Here is a 21,847-nt window from a genome sequence, read left to right on the forward strand (position 1 = left end):
GTTAACCCTCTGATTTGATATTATAGTGTTGCTATTCGTCCCGTAAACTATTGACAGGATTTTGGATAGCCGCCTTGATCGATTGAAAACTAATGGTCAGTATTGCTGCAAATAGTGCTAGCCCAGCACCTAAAATAAAAGGTGTTGCTGTAAGATCGATGCGGTAGTAAAAATCTTCCAGCCATTTGCTACACGTCCACCAGGTCAATGGTGCGGCAATTAGGATGCTGATTAAAATGAGTTGTACGAAGTTCTTTGCTAATAAATGAAAGATACTTGGAATACTCGCACCCAAAACTTTACGGATACCGATCTCTTTGCTGCGTTGGAAAGCCGCAAGGGTAATCAGCCCAAAGAGACCCAAACAACCAATTAAAACAGCAACAATTGTACTTACGTTAATTAATTTGGCTAGATTTTGCTCTTTTTGATAAAGAGAGGCAATCGTTTCATCGTAAAATTTTACTTCGATCGGGTATTCCGGGAAAAACCGCGCATAGATTTTATTGATCGCTTCAATACTACTTTTCCATTCCTTGCTGTTTCCCGATAGTTTCATGTTAAAGGTATAAGCACCGCGACTAAAACTGCGCAAAGCCAAAGGTGTGATCTCTTTATAGAATTCCTGGGCATGAAAATCTTTAATAACGCCAACAATCGGGAAAGTACTATCTTCTTGACCAATTGACTTCCCGATAGCATCTTGAGGGGAATTGAAACCGAATGCCTTGACAGCAGATTCATTGATAATATAGGCATTGACAGTATCTGATTGTGGTAGATTATTTCCCGCGATTAGCTTCATGTCATATACAGCTATATAATTCGGATCTGCATTTTTAAAGAAAATATCGGATGAAATTTTTTCTTTTAGTGTAGGGTCTTGTCGATGAAACCAAGATGATGAATAATTATTTGATAGGGGCTTGCTACCGATTGACGCTGCCGAAACACCTTTTATTTTTTGGATCTCATGTAGGAGTGTTTGTTTCTTACTTTGATCCAGTTTTTCCTCATAAAATTTGTTGATGAGCTTGGAAGGTAGATCGAAGGTAACAACAGCATCTTTGTCGAATCCCATATCTTTGTTGAGGGTATAGGAGAGTTGCTGGCCGATAATGAGTGCTGAAACCGTAAAGAATTGAGCAATAAAGAATTGGAATACAATCAACGTTTTCCGAAGGTTGATTTGTGTTTTTCCGATTTGAAACTGCTTGCCAGCCCGAAATAAATTGACAGGCTGTACCTTTTTAATTAACCAAGAGGGATATGCCGAGGAAATTAAAATCGTTACGGTCAGTAAAATTGCGATAAACAGCATTGATGTCGTCGAACTCGTAAAATCCTTTACTTTCTCCGGAATCATTTCCTGAAAATAGAAAAAGGCCAGTTTCGTCAGAAAGACCGAACAAACAAGTGCAATGGCAATGGTTAAAAGCGATTCAAAAATAATTTGGCTAACCAATTTTCCCTGACTACTTCCCAATGTTTTACGGACACCAATATCTTTACTCCGCGCTGGGATTTGTGCCGTACTAAGATTGATATAGTTGATACAGGCCAAAAGCATCAGAAAAGCAGCTACGGCAATTAATCCATATATAACGGTTTTGCTTGTTCTTTCGGCGTACCATTCTTTTATGTGGACTGCAAAATGGGAATCTTTTAGTGGCATGACCACGACCTTACGGTTGTAGTCAAACTTAGGTTTTTTTTCCTGGCTGAATTCCTGCCATTTTTTTTGTCCGATTTTATTGATAGTTGCCTGGATTGGAAGGTCTTTTACACCATCTTTTAATCGGATATAAAGTCTGTCAGTACCATTGGTATTCGTCCAGACATTCAGTGGGTAGACTTCTTCTTTAAGCAAGACGAATTCTGTGCCATTGAACTCCGTGTTGAAGCCAAGGTCATCAACAATGCCAGTTACTGTTTTGGGTATACTGTCGTTATAAAAGATGGTTTTGCCGATTAAGCCCTGGACAGCCTGGTTTGGGAAATAAATGGCTGCCCTTTTTTTTGTCAATACGATGTCGTTGGCAGTTGAAAATGCTTTCTCAGGTGAACCTGCTAACCATTTGTAGCCAACGAGCTTGAAGTAGTCACTGGTAGTCTCCGTCACATTGCCTTCAGCCTCATCAAAGTCCTCGACAAGTTTTTGATTTTTTTGTCCCTTGTTGATTGTGACAGATTCCATTTGATAATTTCTGAATGCTGGAGCGACCAGTTCCACGCCCGGAATTTCTTTTCGGATGGCCTGATAAAACGGCTTGGCCAATCCCCCATTGTAATTATCCTTGCCATCATTTTTAAACTGAGAAATGATCCGATAGGTTCGATCAAGCTGAGGAACTCCAGCTTCAAAACTATACTCATAATTGACAATCTTAAATATGACCCAACATGACGTAATACCGATGGCTAGTCCAATAATATTTAATAGGGAGAATAGTTTATTCTTCCAAAGCTGTCGAATTGCCGATTTTAATAGGAGGTTGTTCATAGCTGGAATATCGTGATGGGATTAAATTATATTGTTATTCGTCTCTTAAACTATCTACAGGATTTGCCTTGGCAGCCTTGAGTGTTTGAAAACTCACCGTTACTAATGCGATAATGATTGTAGCAAAACCAGCAAAGACAAACATCCACCATTGTGGTTCAATGTGATACGCAAAGTTGTCAAGCCATTTTTTCATCGCCATCCAAGATAGCGGTGTCGCGATGAGAAGCGCTACAGCCAATAACTTGATGAAGTCGGAAGAGAGCAGGAGGATTAAATTATAGATGGATGCGCCGAGAACTTTCCGTACGCCGATTTCTTTGGTACGCTGTTGGGCTGTATACGTAACAAGTCCCAATAAACCTAAACAGGCAATAAAAAGTGCCAGTCCGGAAAAGGCTGTAAAAAGTCTTCTAAAATTAAAATCCGCTTCATATTGTCGATTGAAATTGTCGTCAAGAAAGCTATATAAAAATGGACGGTTTGGTACAAGTTCATTCCACAGCTTGCCGATTCTGGCAACGGTCTCAGGCTGGTTTACATGTTGGATATTCAAGGTTAAATACCGGCTGCTGCTTGGTTCAAGTCGCAAAGCTAAAGGCTCAATCTTACGGTGTAAAGAAAGGTAATTGAAATCTTTCACTACACCGATAACCGTTCCTTCTCTTCCCCATTGACGAAATTGCTTGCCAATAATATCTTGTGGATTTGAATAGCCCCATTGTTTTGCAGCAGATTCATTGATAACAAGTGAATGGGCCGTATCCGCTGGGAAATCTCTGGAATACGCACGCCCCGCGGCCATTTGCAGACCAATATTAGGAATAAAGTCAACATCGACTTCATATAAGAAAGGAGCAAATTGACTCATCGTTCCGTTTGCCGACATGATTTCTGTTCCTGCATTTGGAAAAAATGTTCCCGGTACCGTACGTGATGCAGTGACAGACAAAACATCTTTATCTTTTGCTAGTGTAGATTTTATCGCTTCCAGGTTATTGTTTACCTTATCATCGAAATTATAATCTATCACAAGCCGTTGATCTTTTTGAAATCCAAGATCTCGGTGCTGTAATTGATCTAGTTGAGAAAAGACGACGACTGTACCTGCAATGAGCGCAATAGAAAGGCAAAATTGGAAAACAACTAATACGCGACGTAATAATGTACCCCCTTTGCTGTTGCTATAACTTCCTTTAAGTACTGCAATCGGCTTGAAATTTGCTAGAATCAACGCGGGATAGCTGGCAGCAAGAAGTCCCGTAAAAATGGTGGTGAATAGGAATATTGCCCAGGTCGTCCCATTTTTCAGGGATGAATAATTGAGGTGTTTGCCCGAGAATGCTTCCAAAAAGGGGAGAAAGGCCATAACGAGCAGTATAGCCAAAATACTACTGACGAATACAAGAACCAATGATTCAGACATAAACTGAAAGATCAGATTGCTTTTGCTTGCTCCTATGGTTTTTCGTACGCCTACTTCCTTTGCCCTTTCCATTGACCTTGATGTAGCCAGATTCATAAAGTTCACACAGGCGATCAGTAAGATGAATCCGCCAATAATGCTGAATATGTATAAATTCTGATAGCTTCCATTGGTACCGGGTTGACGATCCGCAGACGAGTGCATGTAAGCTTGCAGAAGTGGCTCGATATGGAAATTGTATTTTGCATTTGGGTTTTCATTTGTTGGGAGTTGCCGCTTGAGAAACTCCGGTATTTTCTGGTCGAACTTTACAGGATCAAAGTCTTTTGAAGCGAGAAAGTACGTGTAGAAGTCTACATAATCCCAGCCTTCTTTATTAAATACGTCCGGCCGTGCTTTTCGGAATGTACTCATCGAGAGCAATGCATCGAACGTAAAGTGTGAATTAGGGGGGACATCGGCCATGACTGCCGTTACAGTATATAGACCTGCATCGGCACGACCAGCAGCTAAACCTCCCTCAAGCGTCTTGCCAATGGGATTTTGATCTCCGAAATATTTCTTAGCGGTACTTTCTGTTAATACGACAGAATAGGCGTTCTTTAAGGCTGTATGAGGGTCGCCGGCCAAAACCTTCCAACTAAAGACATCAAATGCAGTAGAGTCCATGAAAAATACATTTTCCTCCTGGAATCTTTTATCGCCTTGTTTGAGAAGGATAGACGTTTGCCCTGAAAATTGAACGACCTTTTCGATTTCAGGGAAATCTGCTTTGATGGCTTCACCGATTGGACCATTGCCCCAGATTTGATGCTGTTCTGTGCTGCTTACATCTTTATAGTCATGGACGATGCGGTAAATTCGATCTTTATTCACATGATATTTGTCGTATGACAATTCATTTTGCACATAAATTGCTATCAATAGGCAACAGGCTAATCCTATTGCTAAGCCAATTATGTTTATGGTTGAATACCCTTTATTTTTGGAGATATTGCGCCAGGCTATTTTTATATAGTTCTTGATCATTGCTTTATTCTTTAGTTTTAGTGTATCAATATGTTTAATCCACTTTTACTGTATTTTTCTTATTATTCGTCTCTTAAACTATCTACGGGATTGGATAAAGCTGCCCGAACAGCCTGGTAGCTGACGGTGAAAATGGCGATCAGCAAGGCCAGGATACCACCGAAGACAAATGTTTGCACCTCTAGATCTGTTTTATAGGCAAAATTGCTTAACCATTGTTTCATCAGGTAAACTGCAATAGGGCAGGCAATCAGAATGGAAATGGAGACGAGTATCACGAAATTTTTCCCCAATAGACGGACGACTCCAAAGGTGCTAGCGCCAAGAACTTTACGGATACCGATTTCCTTTACACGCATTTGCGCTTCGTGAGTTGCCAACGCAAACAGACCTAAAGCAGATATAAAAATGGCGATGCCAGCGAAAATATTGAACAACAAACCTGTGCGCTGCTCGGATTTATATAGATTATCAAATTGCTGATCAATAAAGGTGTAGTTAAAAGGAGCATCCGATGGATAGCGGTTATAGATCTTTTCTAAAGCTTTAATGGCCTCAGGGGCTTTTGTCGTACTCGTTTTAACATAAAGTGTACCCGATCCCCAGCGCGTCCAGAAGACCATTGGACCTATTTTATCTTTGATGGATTTAAAGTGGAAGTCTTTCACAACACCGATAATTTGTCCAGGGAAATCGTGGAAACTCATATTGGATCCCACGTATGGCGGTTTTAATCCCATTTGTTTCGCCAAAGTCTCGTTGATAATATAGCCGGACGAATCAACCGGCATTCCGCTAAAGTTTTTTCCTTCCAGGAATTGCATGTTCATCAAAGGAATAAAATCCTTATCGATGGTCGCTTGAGCAACAATGAGTTTGTTGTCTTTGGACTTGCCGGGCCAATCGATATCGCCCGTGGCATTTCCGAAATCCGTCATGTTGTAAACACCGGATAGAGAGACCGCCTGTATGGCATTGTTGCTTTTGAGTTCAGCACGTATCGCGTCCATATGTTTGTAGGCTTCCTCTGGAAGGCCGAGCGTCAGGACATGGTCTCTGTCATAGCCGAGGTTAATCTTTTGGATAAAAGCCAATTGGTTTCGGATCACCAAGGTGCATACAATAAGGGTCACAGAGAGCGTAAACTGGAAAACCACCAATATTTTACGCATGGTATTTGAGGACACACCTTTCACTGATTTTCCTTTTAACGAATTTATGGGATTGAATGAAGAAAGCTGTACCGCAGGATATATACTGGACAGTCCCAATGTGCCTATAATTGCTGCCCCAATATACAGCCATATCGTCGTGTTATGGAAAGACAGACTGATTGATTTTTGTGCGATCTGATTATATCCGGTATGAAGGATCACTATAAGAATGAAAGCGATCAGTAGTGAACAAAGAAATACAACAACAGTTTCGGTGATAAATTGTAGGAATAAATGGAGACGGTTGGCGCCGATTATTTTGCGGATACCAACATCTTTCGCCCGATCCAATGCTCTTGCGGTACTTAGATTGACATAATTTACCGCACCGATCACCAGGAGCAATATCGCAATGATCCCAAAAATCTGAACCATGCGAAGTGTCGATTTATTTCCGTCAGGAGCGATTAAATGCATGGTTTTGAGTGGATCTAAAACAAATATAGTCGAGTTTTCACCGTCGCGGGCTTTGGTATAAGTGTCTGTGACCGATTTTCCGATAAGTGCTGCAGAAGCATGAGGTTTGACTTTAATATACGTTGAAAAACTATAGTTACCCATATCTTCATCGATTGTTTTCCATTTACCATTACCACCCCAGTTTGTAAACCGCTGTGCGTGATACCCCAGTGGGATAACGACATCGAATTGCATCGAGGAATTTTGTGGAATATCGTTTAGGATACCGGCTACAGTGAAGAGATCTTTCTGGTAACGGAAAGTTTTTCCAATGGCTTTTTGCGTACTAAAAAGTTTTTCGGCTGTCGACGGGGTGATAAGCGCCTGTTTATAATTTTCCTGAAAACCTGAGAGGGAGCCCTCTTGTAATGGAAAATGAAACATCTTGAAAAAATTACCATCGACATAATAGATGTTCATATCAGTTACCGGACGTTTCAGTTTGTCATTGACCAATGTGGTACTGTAATCCTGTGAAACTCGCGTTGCGTAATCTACCTCCGGTACATTTTGGGCATAGTTTCCTATAGGCCCGGGGGATGTCCCCCATATCGAACCGTTGTGCTCGGGATCCAAATGAGAATTGACTTTGTAAATCTGTTCAAAGTCTGGGTGGAATTTATCAAAGCTCTTTTCGTCCTGTACCCAGAAAATAATTAATATGGAGGCAGTAAGGCTGACCGACAGACCTAATATATTGATAGCGGTATAGAATTTTCTTTTCCTTAATTCTCTAATTGCGGTTATTAAATAATTCTTTATCATAGGGACAGGTGTTAGTTGTATTGATCATTAATGAGCTTCTTTGTCATCTTATTCATCTCTTAAGCTATTTACGGGGTTTGCGCGTGCCGCTTTTATGGATTGGTAGCTCATCGTAAAAAATGCAATAAGTAGGGTTGCGGCAGCCGGAATGATAAACATCCACCAGGATAGATCTATCTTATAAGCAAAATCATCCAACCATTTGTGCATCGCCCACCAAGCAATTGGGGTAGCGATCAAAATAGAAATGAGTATAAGTTTGATGTAATCTTTTGATAATAAGCCAATAATCCCCAGTACCGTACTTCCCAACACTTTTCGAATACCAATTTCTTTCGTACGTTGTACCGTGGTGATGGTAACCAGGCCGATCAATCCCAAGCAGCTGATGAGAATTGTCGTCGACGTAAATAGATTGATGATCTTCGAGAATTTTAGATCACTGCTATAGAGTTCTTTGATTTGCTGATCATAGAAATCATATTTGAATGGGGCTTTGGGATAATATTTTTTCCATTCTTTCTCAATCTGTTTTAAAGTTTCCGGCCAGGTAGTTGAATTATTGTTGAGTTTCACACTTAGTCTGTTTAATTCCCATTTTTTAATGGAACTCAGCATGACAACTGGTTGGATGGCAGCATGGAGATTTTTTGTGTGAAAATTGTCGGTTACCCCCACAATCTGACGCTGTTTGTCTGTATACGTAACAAAGCTCCCTACAGCATTTTCAGCAGATTTAAAACCTAATTTTTGAACGCTGGCTAAGTTTAACACGATGCCTGTGCTGGTATCGGCCAATTGCAGCGGGCGGCCAGCAAGCATTTTAAAATTATAGAGCTTAAAGTTATCTTGGTCGACAAATTTCATTTGTACATCGGCTTGTACCTGTCCCGTATCACTTTTGGCAAACAAGGCATTTCCCCAATGGTCGTTACTCATGGGCAGATGCCCCAAGGAAGCCTGTTCTACACCTGCGATGTGCTTAATCGCTTGTTTGAAAACAAAGGGATCAACATTACTGTCCTGATAGCTTTTACTCGGAAAACGTAGGGTAATGATCGCATCCTTATCGAAGCCGTAGTTATTCTGTAGTGCATGTTTCAATTGTAGACCAATGATGCAAGTTGAAATAACAAATAGCTGGGCAATCAAAAATTGAAAAACAATGAGCATTTTTCGAAAAGAAAGATTGCCAAATTTGAGCGTTTGCGCATTCGAGATTTTAATGACTTCAACAATCTTGACTTTGTTTGTCAATAAAATCGGATAACCTGAGGAAATTAAGGTAATCGTAATTGTAAGTGTTGCTAAAAATAGCGATACACCCCAGGGATCTGGATATAGCTTGAGCTGATCGGGAATATATGCGGCTAAAACTGTTTGAATGAGAATAAGTAAAGGCCAAGATAAAAGCACCGAAAAAGCCGTAATGCAAAATGTTTCTAGCAGAAAGGACTTTGTAATTCTTTTCTGGCTTTCTCCCAATGTCTTTCTGATACCAATTTCCTTGGCGCGTTGTGGGATTTGGGCTGTAGCGAGATTGATGTAATTGACACAGGCGAGTAAGAGCAAAAATATACCTATGCCGATAAGACCGTACATTATTTTCTGATCAACATTATTTTGCGCGTAAGAAGTAAAATGTAAGTCTTTTAAAGGAACTGTATTAACATGCATTTTAAATCCAAACTTGTCAAATTCAGCATGTGTCATCTCATACGCCTTTTTGTCGGCTGTCTTTATAAGGTTAGGAAGGGAAGCCGATGATTTTACCTTAATAAAGAGCTGCCAATTGGAATTTGAATTGTTCCAGTTTGTGCTATTCCATTCCTGTTCTGGAATCCGGATAAATTCTTTACCCAAAAAGCTGCTTGGATGCGCTAGATCTTTTACAATACCGGCGACATTGTACAATGTACTATCATAGGATAAGGTCTGTCCTATGATTTGGTCTATTGACGTGTTTGGGAAATACAATTTAGCCCGCGATTCTGTCAGGATGACTTCATGGCTATTTTTTAGTATATTCCTTTGGTCGCCAGCTAACCAAACATAAGGTGTCATTTTGAAATAGTCTCCCGTGGTACCGATGATTTCGGACTGATCTTCAAACTCTATTTTCTGCGCTCCGCGATTATTACTGACACGCTCGAAGTATTGTTTAAAGATGGGTACTGTCAGTTCAACATTGACAAAGTTTTCCTTGATATATGCCGGTAATGGTGCAGGAACACCATCGAAATGATCTAATTTATCCTTTTCCTCATAGGAGGTATGGACCTTGTAAATCTGCTCACTTTCCGGATGATGCTGGTCAAAACTAAATTCATAATTGACGATACGGAAAATTAGCCAACAGGCACTTATTCCGATGGCAAGCCCAAATACATTTAAAAATGTGAAAAGACGGTTGCGCCATAGTTGTCTGAAAATTAATTTAATCGTGCTCATCATCTATAGGTTATTAGGATTAATATCTTGGTTATATATGAGTTGTCTTATACCGAAGTTGTTTCCATAATCACTTGTCCGTCTAGCATGCGGATTACACGGTCAGAGAATTTTGCATCGTGCTCACTGTGTGTTACCATGACGATGGTTGTGCCGGCCTCGTTCAATTCAGTCAGGAGTTGCATAACTTCGTTACCGTTATTGGAATCGAGGTTACCCGTAGGCTCATCGGCAAGGATCAGTTTGGGATTATTGACAACCGCACGAGCGACAGCCACACGTTGCTGTTGACCTCCGGAAAGCTGTTGTGGGAAGTGATTGCGACGGTGCATGATCTGCACTTTTTCCAAAACTTCTTCTACACGTTTTTTGCGTTCTGCTGCTGGAACATTGGTATAAACCAGTGGAAGTTCCACGTTTTCAAATACGGTCAGCTCATCGATCAAATTGAAACTCTGGAACACAAAACCAATGTTATGTTTGCGAAGATCTGAGCGACCGCGTTCTTTGAATTTGGCAACTTCAATCTCGTTGAATAGATAGCTTCCTTCATCCAAATCATCCAATAGACCAATGATATTGAGTAAAGTCGATTTCCCACAGCCCGAAGGCCCCATTACAGCAACAAACTCTCCCTCTTTGACATGAATATTGAGGTTGTTTAATGCGACGGTTTCAACTTCTTCTGTGCGGTAATACTTTTGAAGATTTGTGATTTTGATCATATTTTTTGTGCTCATGGTTTTTATGTTTTGTATCCTTGGCGAAATTGCTTTGGACAGTTACTAGTTCTGTTATTAAATTCTTTTTTATTGTTTATTGATCTCTTAAAGTCTTTGTCGGATTGGCTATCGCTGCTTTAAATGCCTGTGAACTTATGGTCAATAGGGCAATGATAATAGCTGTCAGACCGCTGATGATAAAAATGGTCCAGGAAATATCGATATGATGTGCATAATTAGTTAGCCATTTGCTCATGATCATCCACGCAATAGGAAAGGCAATGATACATGAGATCGCTACAAGAATGACAAATTCACGGTTGAGCATTTGGATAAGTCCCGAAACAGAGGCGCCCAAGACTTTACGAATGCTGATCTCTTTTGCGCGTTGCTCTGTTGCAAAGGCGGCTAAACCAAATAGACCTAAGCAGGATATAATGATAGACATCAGTGCAAATACACTGGATAGTTGCTGTACAAAAAGCTCCGCTTTAAACTTATTATTGAAACTATCATCTAAAAATTTATAGTCAAAAGGGAAGCCTGGGTTATTTTTGACGATGACCTTCTCGATTTGTTGAATGGCATCTGGTAAATCTACTCCAGCCTTTGTTTTGATGGTCATGATCCCATTATCTCTATTCATTGGTAGAAACAGCATCGGCTCAGGATCGGCATACACATTGTTATAAACGAAGTTCTTGACGACACCGGCGATGGTAAACTTTTCCTCACCGTAGCTGATGATGTTACCGGCCACAAGGCCATCTTTTTTGATCAGTTTTGCAAATGCTTCGTTGATGACAACCGATGTGCTGTCGCCCACAAAATTTTGATGAAAGTTTCTACCGTCAAAAAGCTTTAAGTCTAAAGCTGGAATAAGGCCCTCATCAGAACGTAACATACCTATCAAAATACTGGCATTTGGATCTTTTCCATCCCAGCTAAAACCGGACGTATTGGAGTTGATATTGAGGATACTCATGTCACTGACACCGACTTCTTGCACAACTCCTGTTGTCAATAATTGATTTTTAATGAGCGGCAGATGTTTGGCCATATCGCCTTGTAGCGCTGTGGTCAACACCTGACTCTTATCAAAACCGAGATCTCTGTTCTTGTTGTGCTGAATCTGTTGGTAGATGATAATAGTACAGATAATTAACACTACTGAGGCTGTATATTGCAGGATGACCAACCCTTTACGGACGAGACTTCCACTACCGGCCTTCTGTTTCGTCCCTTTGATCGTTGAAAGCGGTTTGAATGCCGAAAGGAAAAATGCGGGATAGCTACCTGCAAATAATCCACATGCTAATGTTATTGTCGTTAAAAATAGCAGGTGTGAGGGAGCTAAAAGATTAACCTGAAGATCCTGGCCTATCATGGTGTTGAACGGCCTGATGAAGATATAGATTAGCAATATAGCAACAAGAGAGGAAATAATTGCCAAAACAAGGGATTCTCCCAAGAATTGCATAATGAGCGATTTGCGACTTGCACCAACCACTTTGCGCATCCCAACTTCTTTTGCTCTTTTTTCAGATCTTGCAGTTGCAAGATTCATGAAATTGATACAGGCGATCAGTAAGACAACCCAAGCGATAAAGGTAAATAGACGAATATTTTTAATGCCACCTTCTTTTTCAATACCACTGTTATCAAACTGATTGTAGGTAATCCAACGTTCCATTGGATAGAGGAAATTCTGTGAAAAAGTGACTTCACCATTGGTCTTGTGTTTGACGAAATCCATCATCTGCTTGTTAATCTGATCGACGTTGGCATTATCTTCGACCTGAACTAGCGTTTGAACACTATTGTTCCCCCAATTTTTTAGAAAATCCTGACCCGCTTCAAATTTTTTGAAAGGGATGAGCCATTGAAAATCATAGCTGCTATTTTTGGGTAGGTCCTTGATTACCCCCGCAATAATAAATGGCTCACTATTGTTTGTTTTGACGGTTTTTCCCAGGGCAGGACGGTTGCCAAATAATTTCTTCGCTGCAGTTTCTGATAATACAATGTTATTGACCTGATCAAAGGCAGTCTTTCGATCCCCTTCAAGAAATGCAAGGGATAGCACATCAGCGATGCTTCCATCGGCATATACACCATTTTGAAATATATTATTGTCTCCGACGGAAAACAGCATTGGCGAATTCCAGCTTATGCGTACTGCATGCTTGATGCCCGGGATTTCTTTCGCTATGCTTTGGGCAAAGGGTCCTGGGGTAGATTCAAATACATAGGTTGCTCCATCGTATGTCTGTTTTGATTTGACAATGTAGATATCCTTTTTGTTGGCGAAATTATCGTTGAAGCTCAACTGATTTTCAACCCATAAAAAAATCAACGATGCCGCAGCAATCCCGACCGCCAGTCCAAAAATATTGAGAAAGCTGTAACCTTTGGTTTTCCAAAGGTTACGAAGTGCGGTTTTAATAAAGTTTTTAATCATAATTATGGTCGTATGATAAAAGCGGTTATCGACATACCTGATGTTCTCGATAACCGCTATATGATGTTACTTTTTAATATTCAGTTCTTGAACCTTATCGTAGGTCTCATAGCTCGATACGATAACTTTATCTCCTGGTTGTAGACCTTTGATGACCTCATAATATTCCGGATTCTGTCTTCCTAGTTGGATATCCACACGATACGCTGTGCTTCCATTTTTATCCAATTTGAAGATCCAGTTACCGCCGGTCTGTTGATAGAATCCTCCTTTTGCCAGTAATAATGCTTTTGTCTCGTCACTTAACGCTAAACGTATCTGCAAAGTTTGTCCACGACGGATCCCTTTTGGAACATCATTGATAAATTCCATGTCAACCTGGAAGCGTCCATTGGTGACTTGTGTATAGACTTTCTTGATACGGAGTTTGTAGGTTTTTTCACCGATAGAAAATTCACCTTGTAGATCTGGAAAAATACGGTTGATATAATGTTCGTCAATATCAGCACGCACTTTGAATCCTGTCAAAACGTCGATTTGTCCCAACCGTTCCCCGGCATTTTTGTTTTGTCCGATTTCTGCATCGAAAGCCGTCAATTGTCCGTCAACAGGCGCTCTAACGATCAGATCACCAATTTTTCTTTTCATCAGTTCCAATGCACTCTGTGTACGTTGATAAGTTTGCTTATCCTGATTAGTTTTTTGCGCATTGGAGATTTCGTCCTGTTTTAGGATCTGTTTGGTCAAGTTGACCCGCTCTTTTTGATAGTTGTATTCGTTCTTTGATTTTTCGAACTCTTGTGTACCAATGGCTTTTTCAGCGAGTAATTTTCTATTTAAGGTATAGATACGTTCAGCTTCACGATAAGCTTGTTCTACATCAGCCATTTGGTTGCGGTTGTTAATCGATGCTTGTTGTGCATTGGTCTGCGCTATTTGGGACTGTGTCAATAGATTCAGTACTTGCGTTTCTTGTTGTACCAAGGTAAGCTCCTGATCGGTATTGGAAAGACGCATGATTGCATCCCCTTTTTTTAAGATAGCGCCATCTTCTACAAACTTTTCTTCTACACGTCCACCAACAGAAGCATCGAGGTATATGCTGCTAATAGGAAGCACAGTGCCATTTATAGGGATAAATTCCTGAAAGTTTCCATTTTTTATTTCGACGATAGAGATGCGGTCAGCTTCAACATTCAGTTTGCTTTTGCCGGAGGTAAAATAGAAACTGGCGCTGATCAATCCAACTAAGCCAGCAACCCCCACAATAGTCATGATACGTTTGCTATTCCACTTCTTCTTTTCTAAAGGTCTGTCCATAATTTAATATCAATTTTGTATGTAACTATGAAAGCTGTGCCAAGAATGTAAATTATTGATTGATAGGTTCTTGTTTTGTTTAGTTTTAAGCTTGGTGTTCGATAGCGGACACTTCTTGTACGAAGGCGTACAACTGGAAGTTTTTTGCTGTTTTGGGCGTCAACTGAAGCGCTTTTGGCAAATATAATCTGGCTGCCGTGAAGCACATTAGTTCCGGTGGAGCAAAGGTTACTCTGTTGGTGTAAATTAGGTAAGGGGTAGGTCGCTATATTGACCGATCGGTCCTAAAGGTTGGTAAAAATGGTCTGTTAAAATTTAGGATTTAACTGTATTACTTTCGTTATTTACTCGGTGCTTGTTCGGTGCTTAGTCGGAGCTTGTTCGGTACTTCTTCGGTGCTTCTTCGGTTGTGACCGAAGAAACACCGAAGAAGTACCGACTTATATCCATTGAATGGAAGAATAATTATCGAACTTGATTTGAATTATTCTTCTATTTATACAGTTTGTCTTTGCTATTGTCCAACTACGCACACCGACTGTTCATTAATGAACATTTTTGAAAATATGTTTTTTGTATCTATTTGATAGTTAGTGTTTTTGTTGTTTGGCATGGCGATGGTCAGCAAGAAAATAAAAAATGGATATGAAGAGAGTCTATATATATAGTACATTATGCTTTTTATTGAGTTATGCCAAGGCAGGGGCGCAACAGACGGAGCAGCGACTAACGGAAAGAGTGGCTGGGACAGCAACAATTGCAGTGGTCGACGATAAACAAATTACCAAGCGGAGCTTAGCTGAGTGTATTCAGTTGGCAATAAAGGCGAATCCAACCTTATTGCAGAATGAACTCGATGTGAGACGTGCTGAGGTGAATTTAGCACAGGCTAAAGCGAATAGACTTCCCGATGTTGATGCAAGCCTACAACATAGCCTAACATCAGGAAGATCTCAGGATAATTCGACCCTTCAATATATTTCATCCAACAACTCAACAGGAAATTTTTCTTTGGGCGCAAGCCTTCCAATATTTAGAGGGTTCCGTTTATTTCACGATATCAGGATGCGTGCTGATGCAAAGACAGCGGGTAAATTGACTTTTGACACGCAGATTAATGCGTTAAAACTAGACGTTATTACCGCTTATATCCAAAGCTTAACTGCTCAGGATATATTGCGGCAATCAGAAATGCAGACTGAAGTAACCCGAGAACAGGTCAGACGTGCGGAGAGTATGCATAAGGAAGGTGCAATTAATCCTGGGGATTACTTTGATCTGAAAGGACAACTGGCAAATGATGTCAACACGATTGAAAATAATCGTCAGTTACTATACAGTAGCCGTGTGAAGCTTGCTGCCTTACTAAATATGGATGAAAATCAATTGGGCGAATTGGATAACCTCGGAATAAAAGAAAGCGGGCAACGACTGGATGCGAAACAGCTCTATGAAATGGCTGTTGATCAATTGCCCGATATACAGGCGCTGGATTATCGGATCAAAGTGGCGGAGCGGGATATTAAGATTGCAAAATCGTACTATTATCCGTCCTTGAGTCTGAGCGCTGGTTTAGGATCAAATTATTCTAAATTGGGGATTCAAGGAACGTATTGGTCCCAAATGCGTAATAACGTAGGAAAGTATATTTCTCTCAATCTTTCTGTTCCGATTTTTAATCATTTGCAAGTTTATAACAACGTCCGCTTGGCAAAATTAGATCTGCAGACGGCTAGATTTCAAAAAGAGATCCAACAAAATGTTTTGCGGTCGGCGACGTCCAATGCGGTTTTTAACTTGCAGAATGCAAGTAACATGATTACACAATTACGTAGTCAAAATGAAAACTACGCGGAATCTTTTCGTATTGCCAAGGTAGTTTTCGAATTGGGAAACAGTAATTCAGTGATTTTTTTAACCGCAAAAAATAAATTCGATAACAGCCAGATTCAATTGGTCGTCAAACAGTATGAATGGCTGCTGCAAAAATATATCAATGATTATTACGCAGGCTCGTTGAATTTATAGTTATCTTAGTATCTTCAATGAAGTCAGGAAGTATGAAAAAAGCATCTATTTTAGTCGTTGATGATGACCAGGACTTATTAACTGCGGCAAGAATCTTGCTTAAACCTAAAGTTAGTCATATTCAAGTTGAACCCAATCCGGAGAATCTAATAGCACATCTGGAGAAGACACCTTATGATCTGGTGCTTTTAGATATGAATTTTAAAAGTACGATTAATACCGGTAATGAGGGATTATATTGGTTGTCCCGGATCAAAGAAAAGTTTCCACAGGTACATGTCATTATGATTACCGCTTATGGAGCTGTTGATCTCGCTGTAAAATCGCTGAAACAGGGAGCGTCAGATTTTGTCGTGAAACCTTGGGAAAATGAGCAATTATTGGCAACGATCGAAAGCGCTCTTGCCGAATCAAAAAATAAAGAAAAGAAAAGTAAAAGTTCCTTACTCAGTAGTGGAAGCAGTCCTGATTTGATTGGTAATTCCATTGTTATGGACGAACTGCAATATAAATTGGAGAAAATTGCCCCTACAGATGCGAATATATTAATATTAGGTGAAAATGGGACCGGGAAAGACCTGATTGCTCAAGCCATTCAGCGAAGATCCTTACGTTCAGATCGGACTTATGTTAAGGTTGATGTCGGGGCGCTGACAGAAACATTATTTGAAAGTGAGCTTTTCGGTTATAAGAAGGGCGCATTTACAGATGCACGTGAAGACCGCCAAGGTCGATTCGAAGCTGCAAATGGGGGAACATTGTTCCTCGATGAAATTGGCAATATCTCTTTGCAGCAACAAGCCAAACTGTTAACCGTACTGCAGAATAGACAGGTTACACCGTTGGGTTCCTATCAACCAATATCGGTGGATATACGTTTGATTTCAGCAACCAATGTTCCTTTGAAACAGCTCGCAGATGAAAGCCGTTTTCGAAAAGACTTAATTTATCGGATCAATACCGTTGAAATTCAGGTGCCGCCATTGCGTGAACGAGGAGAGGATATCAAGCTATTGGCTGATCATTTTCTCGATATCTATTCGAAGAAATACAATAAGCGGATTGAAGGCTTTGAAACGGATGCGGTAAAAAAAATGTGTGCGTATCATTTTCCCGGAAACGTCCGAGAACTCCAATACAGCATCGAGCGTGCTGTTATTATGGCTGATCAGCTCAGTATAGCTGGAAATGATCTTTTTTTCTCGCCAATAGAACAACAAATAGATAACCGCGTTGTCGAATCCAGTTCCAGCAGTCAAAATCTGGAAGAATTGGAACGTAAAGCAATCAAATCGGCGATTGAACGTTATAACGGAAATATCAGTAAAGCCGCAAAAGAATTAGGGCTTACCAGGGCGGCACTTTATAGACGTTTGGAGAAATATGATATTTAGTCGATGAGGCACGGAAAAATCTTAAATGCAATCAAGGTTATCTTACTGCTGGTAGCAGCACTTGTGAGCGCTTATTTGCTACTTAAAAGAGAATATGTACAGGCGACTTTGATCTTTTGTATGATGCTATACCTGGGTTTTAACCTATATGCACAGTATAATTTTTTGGCCAGGCAGCTGATTGAATTTTCCGAAGCGGTCAAATACCGCGACTTTACCAGACGTTTCTTGGTGAAAAATACAAAGTCAGTTGAAGGGCAGCTTTTTATGGCCTTTAATCAGATCAACGAGACTTATAAGGAGATCAGCATTAAGCAGGAGATTCAGCACCAATACCTGGATCGTGTGATCAATATGCTAAATTCGGCGATTATCTTTTATGAGATGGATAGTGGTAAGGTCATGTGGGTAAATGAGGCTTTCAAACAGCTATTTCATTTGCCACACCTTGGAAATATCACGGGATTGAAGAAAAAAAACAATGATCTTTATGAAAAAACCATGTTGCTTGAAAACGGGCAGCAGCAGATGGAGTCTATTCAATCAAGTAAAGGAAAAATAAAGCTATTGATTCAGAGTTCAAGCTTTGAGACACAGGACGCCTTGTTTCGCATTGTGGTGTATCAAAATATCAACGAAGCAATTGATGAGACTGAAACAAAGGCATGGCATAAATTATTACGTGTACTGACACATGAAATCATGAATTCCATCGCTCCGATCAGCTCACTTGCTGAAACCTTAAACGGTCGTTTGGACCATTTTAAAGGAGCTGAAGATATTGATGATCTAAAAACAGGCATTTCCACCATCAAACGTCGTAGCGAAGGACTTTTACATTTTGCGAAGAGTTATCGTATGATCAATAAGGTCGATCAGCCTCAGCTAGCGCCGATCCAAATTTCGCAGTTATTTGAACATATCTATCAGTTGCTTGAACCAACCTTGATCCAGAAAAATATTGATGTCGATATTATTCTGAAAAATACACGGCTAATCTTATCTGCCGATGTCAATTTGATCGAGCAGGTTATTATCAACTTAATGTTGAATGCAATAGATGCGGTTAAAAATAGGGAAGAAGCCTATATTAGTTTATCTGCTCTTGAAGTAGACGGAAAGGTGCAGATTCGGATTGAAGATAACGGGGCAGGAATTCCTGCTGATCTTCAGGAGCAGATCTTTACACCATTTTTTACAACGAAGAAAACGGGTACAGGGGTCGGCCTTACCCTAAGCAAACAGATTATGCTTTTGCACAAGGGAACTATTTTCCTCAATAGTACGGAAGGAGAAGGAAGTGTTTTTATTCTCCAGTTTTAGGGGGATCATTCCTGCAAACTAAAACCTAATGTTCCATGTGAAAAATCATAAAATTTAGCGATGTTTGCAGCGAAATGAACTACATGCTTAAGTATTGGCGACATTATTTTGTATCCCATAGTCGCCATGGGACCCATTCTCCTTTTGTTTATAAATTGGTAGACGAAGTAATTTATCAAAAGACATCCAAAGCGAGCGTTTCAGAATTACCACAAACTATTCAAAACGAGAGCAAGGTAGAACAGAAAAAGTATGCATTAATCGATCGATTATTAAGGACATTTGCTTACGACAATTTTAGCTACTGGGCCGATCAGCCGCTCGAAAGTTATAGGAATCTTTTGCACGACCAATGTGGACGTTATGCGTACCGACATATTTATTATATTGACCAGGACGATCTTGATCTGAATTTTTTGGAAAATGTTGGGGATCGAGATCTATTAATTATAAACGAGCCCCATTTATCAGTGAAAAGGGAAGCCTATTGGAATAAGCTGAAGGAGGATGATCATAGTGTAGTTACGATAGATCTATACCGAATTGGGTTGGTTTACTTTAGAAAAGGACAGCGAAAAGAGAATTTTCTGATTCGATTTTAGGCCGCTGTTCCGATTTAGGCTGCTGTTCCGATTTCTTTTTTGACTGTCGATGGTCAGTCATCTACCGCGTTCCGTTGGGCATCAACTATTTTAGCTGATTTTGAGGGTAGTAGAGAGGAGGGAAAAAAGTGGATGTCATTAGGCAAGAATAAACAAGAGCATCCATGCCTATATGGATGCTCTTGTTTATTAAAAAGCTTCACTTAGGGACAGATAGAAACCCGACTGTCGTTTTTCTCCGGGTCTTTGTTCACCAAAAGAATAATCAAAGCGTATGCTGCTATTGTGTTCGAGACTAAAGAAGTAGCGTAAACCACCACCATAACTTGCGACATATCGACTGCTATTTTCCTTGGAAAAGGTGGATCCGAGTCCTGAAAATCCAACGATGCCAAAGCGTGGATGAAAGCGATAACGCAGTTCAGCCTGTGAGGCAAGATAATTCTTGTCCCGGTAACGTCCGAGGTAATAACCGCGCATCATCATGTCTCCACCGAGCTCACGGTAGTTGTAAAATGGGACGGTTTTTCCAAATGTGGAACGAAAGATTCCTTGCAGGGCCAGCGTGACTTGGTTGTGCAGGGGAATAAAGCCACGGAGATCTACATCGAGGTTTGCCCCCGTAAAATCAGTACTTGTCCATAACTTTGGCGCATAGGCCAGCCGCAATTTAGCATAATACCCCTTTGTTGTATAAGAAACGTTGTCCCTATTGTCAAACAATTGCGAAAGACCTACCAGTAGCTGTTGCCCGCCATGCTTCCCAATAAGATCGGAATGATTGAAAATACGATCGGCACTATCGCTACGAATGGTGAAGTTATCGTATTGAATGTTGATACCTGAATAAAGGCCGTTGCTGATTTTTTTCTCAGCTTCGAGTTTGACGCGAAATAATTTTTGATCAATGCGTTCTTCATCTGCTTTCCAAGTGTCCATACCGACACCATAATAGTTAAAGGGCCAATTACGGTAGCGTATTTCACTAATCAGATGGTAATCGTTGTTTTTAGTCCAAAGATCGGTCTGCAGTTTGAAGTTGGACTGACTATTGGATGTAAAGGTTCCCATGACCATGACAGTGGAGGTGCGGATTTTGGGATCAGATTTGTCCAGATAAAAATTATAAGCGCTCGCCAGGCCGTATTCAACTCCCGTTTCCTGCGCATAACCAACGGCCGGTAAAACCATAAAACTACCGGAACGTGTAGAATCTCTTTCAGCGGAAAGAAATTTTTTACTCAATTTTTGAATAATATTTTGAGCTTTCAATTCGGCCGATCCCATTAAAAGTACCGTAAATAGTACGGAGTATCGGGTAAGTTTTGAAAGTGATTGCGGTAAAATTTGCATGCCCAAAGATAGTATATTAGCCAAATAACCAAAACAGGTAAATATGCAATCAAAAATTATTGTGCTGCATATCAGTATAATTGCCAAAAACTGTCTTTTTTTTTTGACAAATATTTTTGTAAAGTGAGTTTTGTGTCTATCTTTGCATCAGCAAACAAGGGAACAACGGTTCAAAACAACGAAAGTTTGCTTAGTTCTTTAAATGAAAAAAAATAAAAAATAAACTTGCAGAAATCAAAAGTAAATTCGATATTTGCACTCGCTGAAAAGGTAGAAATACTTGGTCAGACGTTGATAGAATGTAAGTTTAAATAAAGATATTAGAAGCCTCTTTAGCTCAGCTGGTAGAGCAACTGACTTGTAATCAGTAGGTCATTGGTTCGATTCCGATAAGAGGCTCTAAATGTAACGAAAGTTACAGGTCTGGAGGGGTTCCAGAGCGGTCAAATGGGACGGACTGTAAATCCGTTGCTTCGGCTTCGAAGGTTCGAATCCTTCTCCCTCCACACTTTATTTTAATTAGGGTGTTAGATTTACTCTAGTTTCTAATTATTAAGCGGAAGTAGCTCAGTTGGTAGAGCGATAGCCTTCCAAGCTATAGGTCGCGAGTTCGAACCTCGTCTTCCGCTCAAATTTTTCAAGTATTAAATTTAGTCTCTATCTTCTTTGATAATAATGTATCTAAAGGTGGGGGCATTAATACGTAAATAAGGTTTTTTAGTAAGCCGAAGTAGCTCAGGGGTAGAGCACTTCCTTGGTAAGGAAGAGGTCGTGGGTTCAAATCCCATCTTTGGCTC

The 21,847-nt window shown here is 40.2% G+C and carries 12 protein-coding genes and 4 tRNA genes; 8 read left to right on the plus strand and 8 right to left on the minus strand.

Features of this window, described 5'->3' with window-relative positions; genetic code table 11:
* Positions 1–31: 31 nt before the first annotated feature.
* From ACHWSC_RS01250 to ACHWSC_RS01280, 7 genes are all read right to left on the minus strand, one after another.
* Entirely contained in the window at positions 32–2,503 is a 2,472-nt protein-coding gene (locus ACHWSC_RS01250) for an ABC transporter permease (RefSeq protein WP_394675536.1), read from the minus strand.
* A gap of 34 nt (positions 2,504–2,537) precedes the next feature.
* Positions 2,538–4,958: an ABC transporter permease gene (locus ACHWSC_RS01255; RefSeq protein WP_394675537.1), complete on the minus strand. Its 2,421-nt coding sequence runs from the start codon at positions 4,956–4,958 to the stop codon at positions 2,538–2,540.
* A gap of 62 nt (positions 4,959–5,020) precedes the next feature.
* Positions 5,021–7,396, minus strand: coding sequence for an ABC transporter permease (locus ACHWSC_RS01260; RefSeq protein ID WP_394675538.1), 2,376 nt, complete (start codon positions 7,394–7,396; stop codon positions 5,021–5,023).
* A gap of 48 nt (positions 7,397–7,444) precedes the next feature.
* On the minus strand, positions 7,445–9,850 hold the full coding sequence (locus ACHWSC_RS01265) for an ABC transporter permease (RefSeq protein WP_394675539.1): 2,406 nt from the start codon (positions 9,848–9,850) through the stop codon (positions 7,445–7,447).
* A 44-nt stretch (positions 9,851–9,894) separates the two neighbouring features.
* Positions 9,895–10,572, minus strand: a complete 678-nt coding sequence (locus ACHWSC_RS01270) for an ABC transporter ATP-binding protein (protein ID WP_046672289.1) — start codon at positions 10,570–10,572, stop codon at positions 9,895–9,897.
* A gap of 91 nt (positions 10,573–10,663) precedes the next feature.
* Positions 10,664–13,030 carry an ABC transporter permease gene (locus tag ACHWSC_RS01275; protein WP_394675540.1) on the minus strand — a complete coding sequence of 789 codons (2,367 nt, stop codon included), beginning with the start codon at positions 13,028–13,030 and terminating at the stop codon, positions 10,664–10,666.
* Positions 13,031–13,096: 66 nt separating this feature from the next.
* Positions 13,097–14,350: an efflux RND transporter periplasmic adaptor subunit gene (locus tag ACHWSC_RS01280; protein ID WP_120333433.1), complete on the minus strand. Its 1,254-nt coding sequence runs from the start codon at positions 14,348–14,350 to the stop codon at positions 13,097–13,099.
* A gap of 645 nt (positions 14,351–14,995) precedes the next feature.
* On the opposite strand from ACHWSC_RS01280, the gene ACHWSC_RS01285 reads away from it, so the two are divergent.
* From ACHWSC_RS01285 to ACHWSC_RS01300, 4 genes are all read left to right on the plus strand, one after another.
* Complete coding sequence (locus ACHWSC_RS01285; protein WP_201670221.1) at positions 14,996–16,378, plus strand: TolC family protein; 1,383 nt, start codon at positions 14,996–14,998, stop codon at positions 16,376–16,378.
* A 32-nt stretch (positions 16,379–16,410) separates the two neighbouring features.
* Positions 16,411–17,772 carry a sigma-54-dependent transcriptional regulator gene (locus ACHWSC_RS01290; RefSeq protein WP_394675541.1) on the plus strand — a complete coding sequence of 454 codons (1,362 nt, stop codon included), beginning with the start codon at positions 16,411–16,413 and terminating at the stop codon, positions 17,770–17,772.
* A gap of 3 nt (positions 17,773–17,775) precedes the next feature.
* Complete coding sequence (locus ACHWSC_RS01295) at positions 17,776–19,095, plus strand: sensor histidine kinase (protein WP_394675542.1); 1,320 nt, start codon at positions 17,776–17,778, stop codon at positions 19,093–19,095.
* Positions 19,096–19,178: 83 nt separating this feature from the next.
* Entirely contained in the window at positions 19,179–19,697 is a 519-nt protein-coding gene (locus ACHWSC_RS01300) for a hypothetical protein (protein WP_120333430.1), read from the plus strand.
* A 189-nt stretch (positions 19,698–19,886) separates the two neighbouring features.
* Here the strand turns inward: ACHWSC_RS01300 and ACHWSC_RS01305 are convergent, their stop codons facing one another.
* A complete protein-coding gene (locus ACHWSC_RS01305; RefSeq protein WP_120333429.1) occupies positions 19,887–21,050 on the minus strand; it encodes a BamA/TamA family outer membrane protein in 1,164 nt (387 codons plus the stop codon).
* Between the two features lie 326 nt (positions 21,051–21,376).
* Here ACHWSC_RS01305 and ACHWSC_RS01310 point away from each other — a divergent pair.
* The 4 genes from ACHWSC_RS01310 to ACHWSC_RS01325 all read left to right on the plus strand — a co-directional run bounded on the left by ACHWSC_RS01310 (position 21,377) and on the right by ACHWSC_RS01325 (position 21,846).
* A tRNA-Thr gene (locus tag ACHWSC_RS01310) sits at positions 21,377–21,449 on the plus strand.
* Between the two features lie 26 nt (positions 21,450–21,475).
* Positions 21,476–21,556: transfer RNA gene (locus ACHWSC_RS01315), tRNA-Tyr, on the plus strand.
* A 50-nt stretch (positions 21,557–21,606) separates the two neighbouring features.
* A tRNA-Gly gene (locus ACHWSC_RS01320) sits at positions 21,607–21,679 on the plus strand.
* 95 nt (positions 21,680–21,774) lie between these two features.
* Positions 21,775–21,846: transfer RNA gene (locus ACHWSC_RS01325), tRNA-Thr, on the plus strand.
* The last annotated feature ends 1 nt before the right edge of the window (position 21,847 follow it).

It is taken from the genome of uncultured Sphingobacterium sp., from assembly GCF_964277905.1.
Lineage (GTDB): Bacteria > Bacteroidota > Bacteroidia > Sphingobacteriales > Sphingobacteriaceae > Sphingobacterium > Sphingobacterium siyangense.

Coding starts and splice junctions, on each gene's coding strand:
- ACHWSC_RS01250 (WP_394675536.1), bottom strand. CDS start 2,503: ATGAACAACCTCCTATTAAAATCGGCAATTCGACAGCTTTGGAAGAAT.
- ACHWSC_RS01255 (WP_394675537.1), bottom strand. CDS start 4,958: ATGATCAAGAACTATATAAAAATAGCCTGGCGCAATATCTCCAAAAAT.
- ACHWSC_RS01260 (WP_394675538.1), bottom strand. CDS start 7,396: ATGATAAAGAATTATTTAATAACCGCAATTAGAGAATTAAGGAAAAGA.
- ACHWSC_RS01265 (WP_394675539.1), bottom strand. CDS start 9,850: ATGATGAGCACGATTAAATTAATTTTCAGACAACTATGGCGCAACCGT.
- ACHWSC_RS01270 (WP_046672289.1), bottom strand. CDS start 10,572: ATGATCAAAATCACAAATCTTCAAAAGTATTACCGCACAGAAGAAGTT.
- ACHWSC_RS01275 (WP_394675540.1), bottom strand. CDS start 13,030: ATGATTAAAAACTTTATTAAAACCGCACTTCGTAACCTTTGGAAAACC.
- ACHWSC_RS01280 (WP_120333433.1), bottom strand. CDS start 14,350: ATGGACAGACCTTTAGAAAAGAAGAAGTGGAATAGCAAACGTATCATG.
- ACHWSC_RS01285 (WP_201670221.1), top strand. CDS start 14,996: ATGAAGAGAGTCTATATATATAGTACATTATGCTTTTTATTGAGTTAT.
- ACHWSC_RS01290 (WP_394675541.1), top strand. CDS start 16,411: ATGAAAAAAGCATCTATTTTAGTCGTTGATGATGACCAGGACTTATTA.
- ACHWSC_RS01295 (WP_394675542.1), top strand. CDS start 17,776: ATGAGGCACGGAAAAATCTTAAATGCAATCAAGGTTATCTTACTGCTG.
- ACHWSC_RS01300 (WP_120333430.1), top strand. CDS start 19,179: ATGCTTAAGTATTGGCGACATTATTTTGTATCCCATAGTCGCCATGGG.
- ACHWSC_RS01305 (WP_120333429.1), bottom strand. CDS start 21,050: ATGCAAATTTTACCGCAATCACTTTCAAAACTTACCCGATACTCCGTA.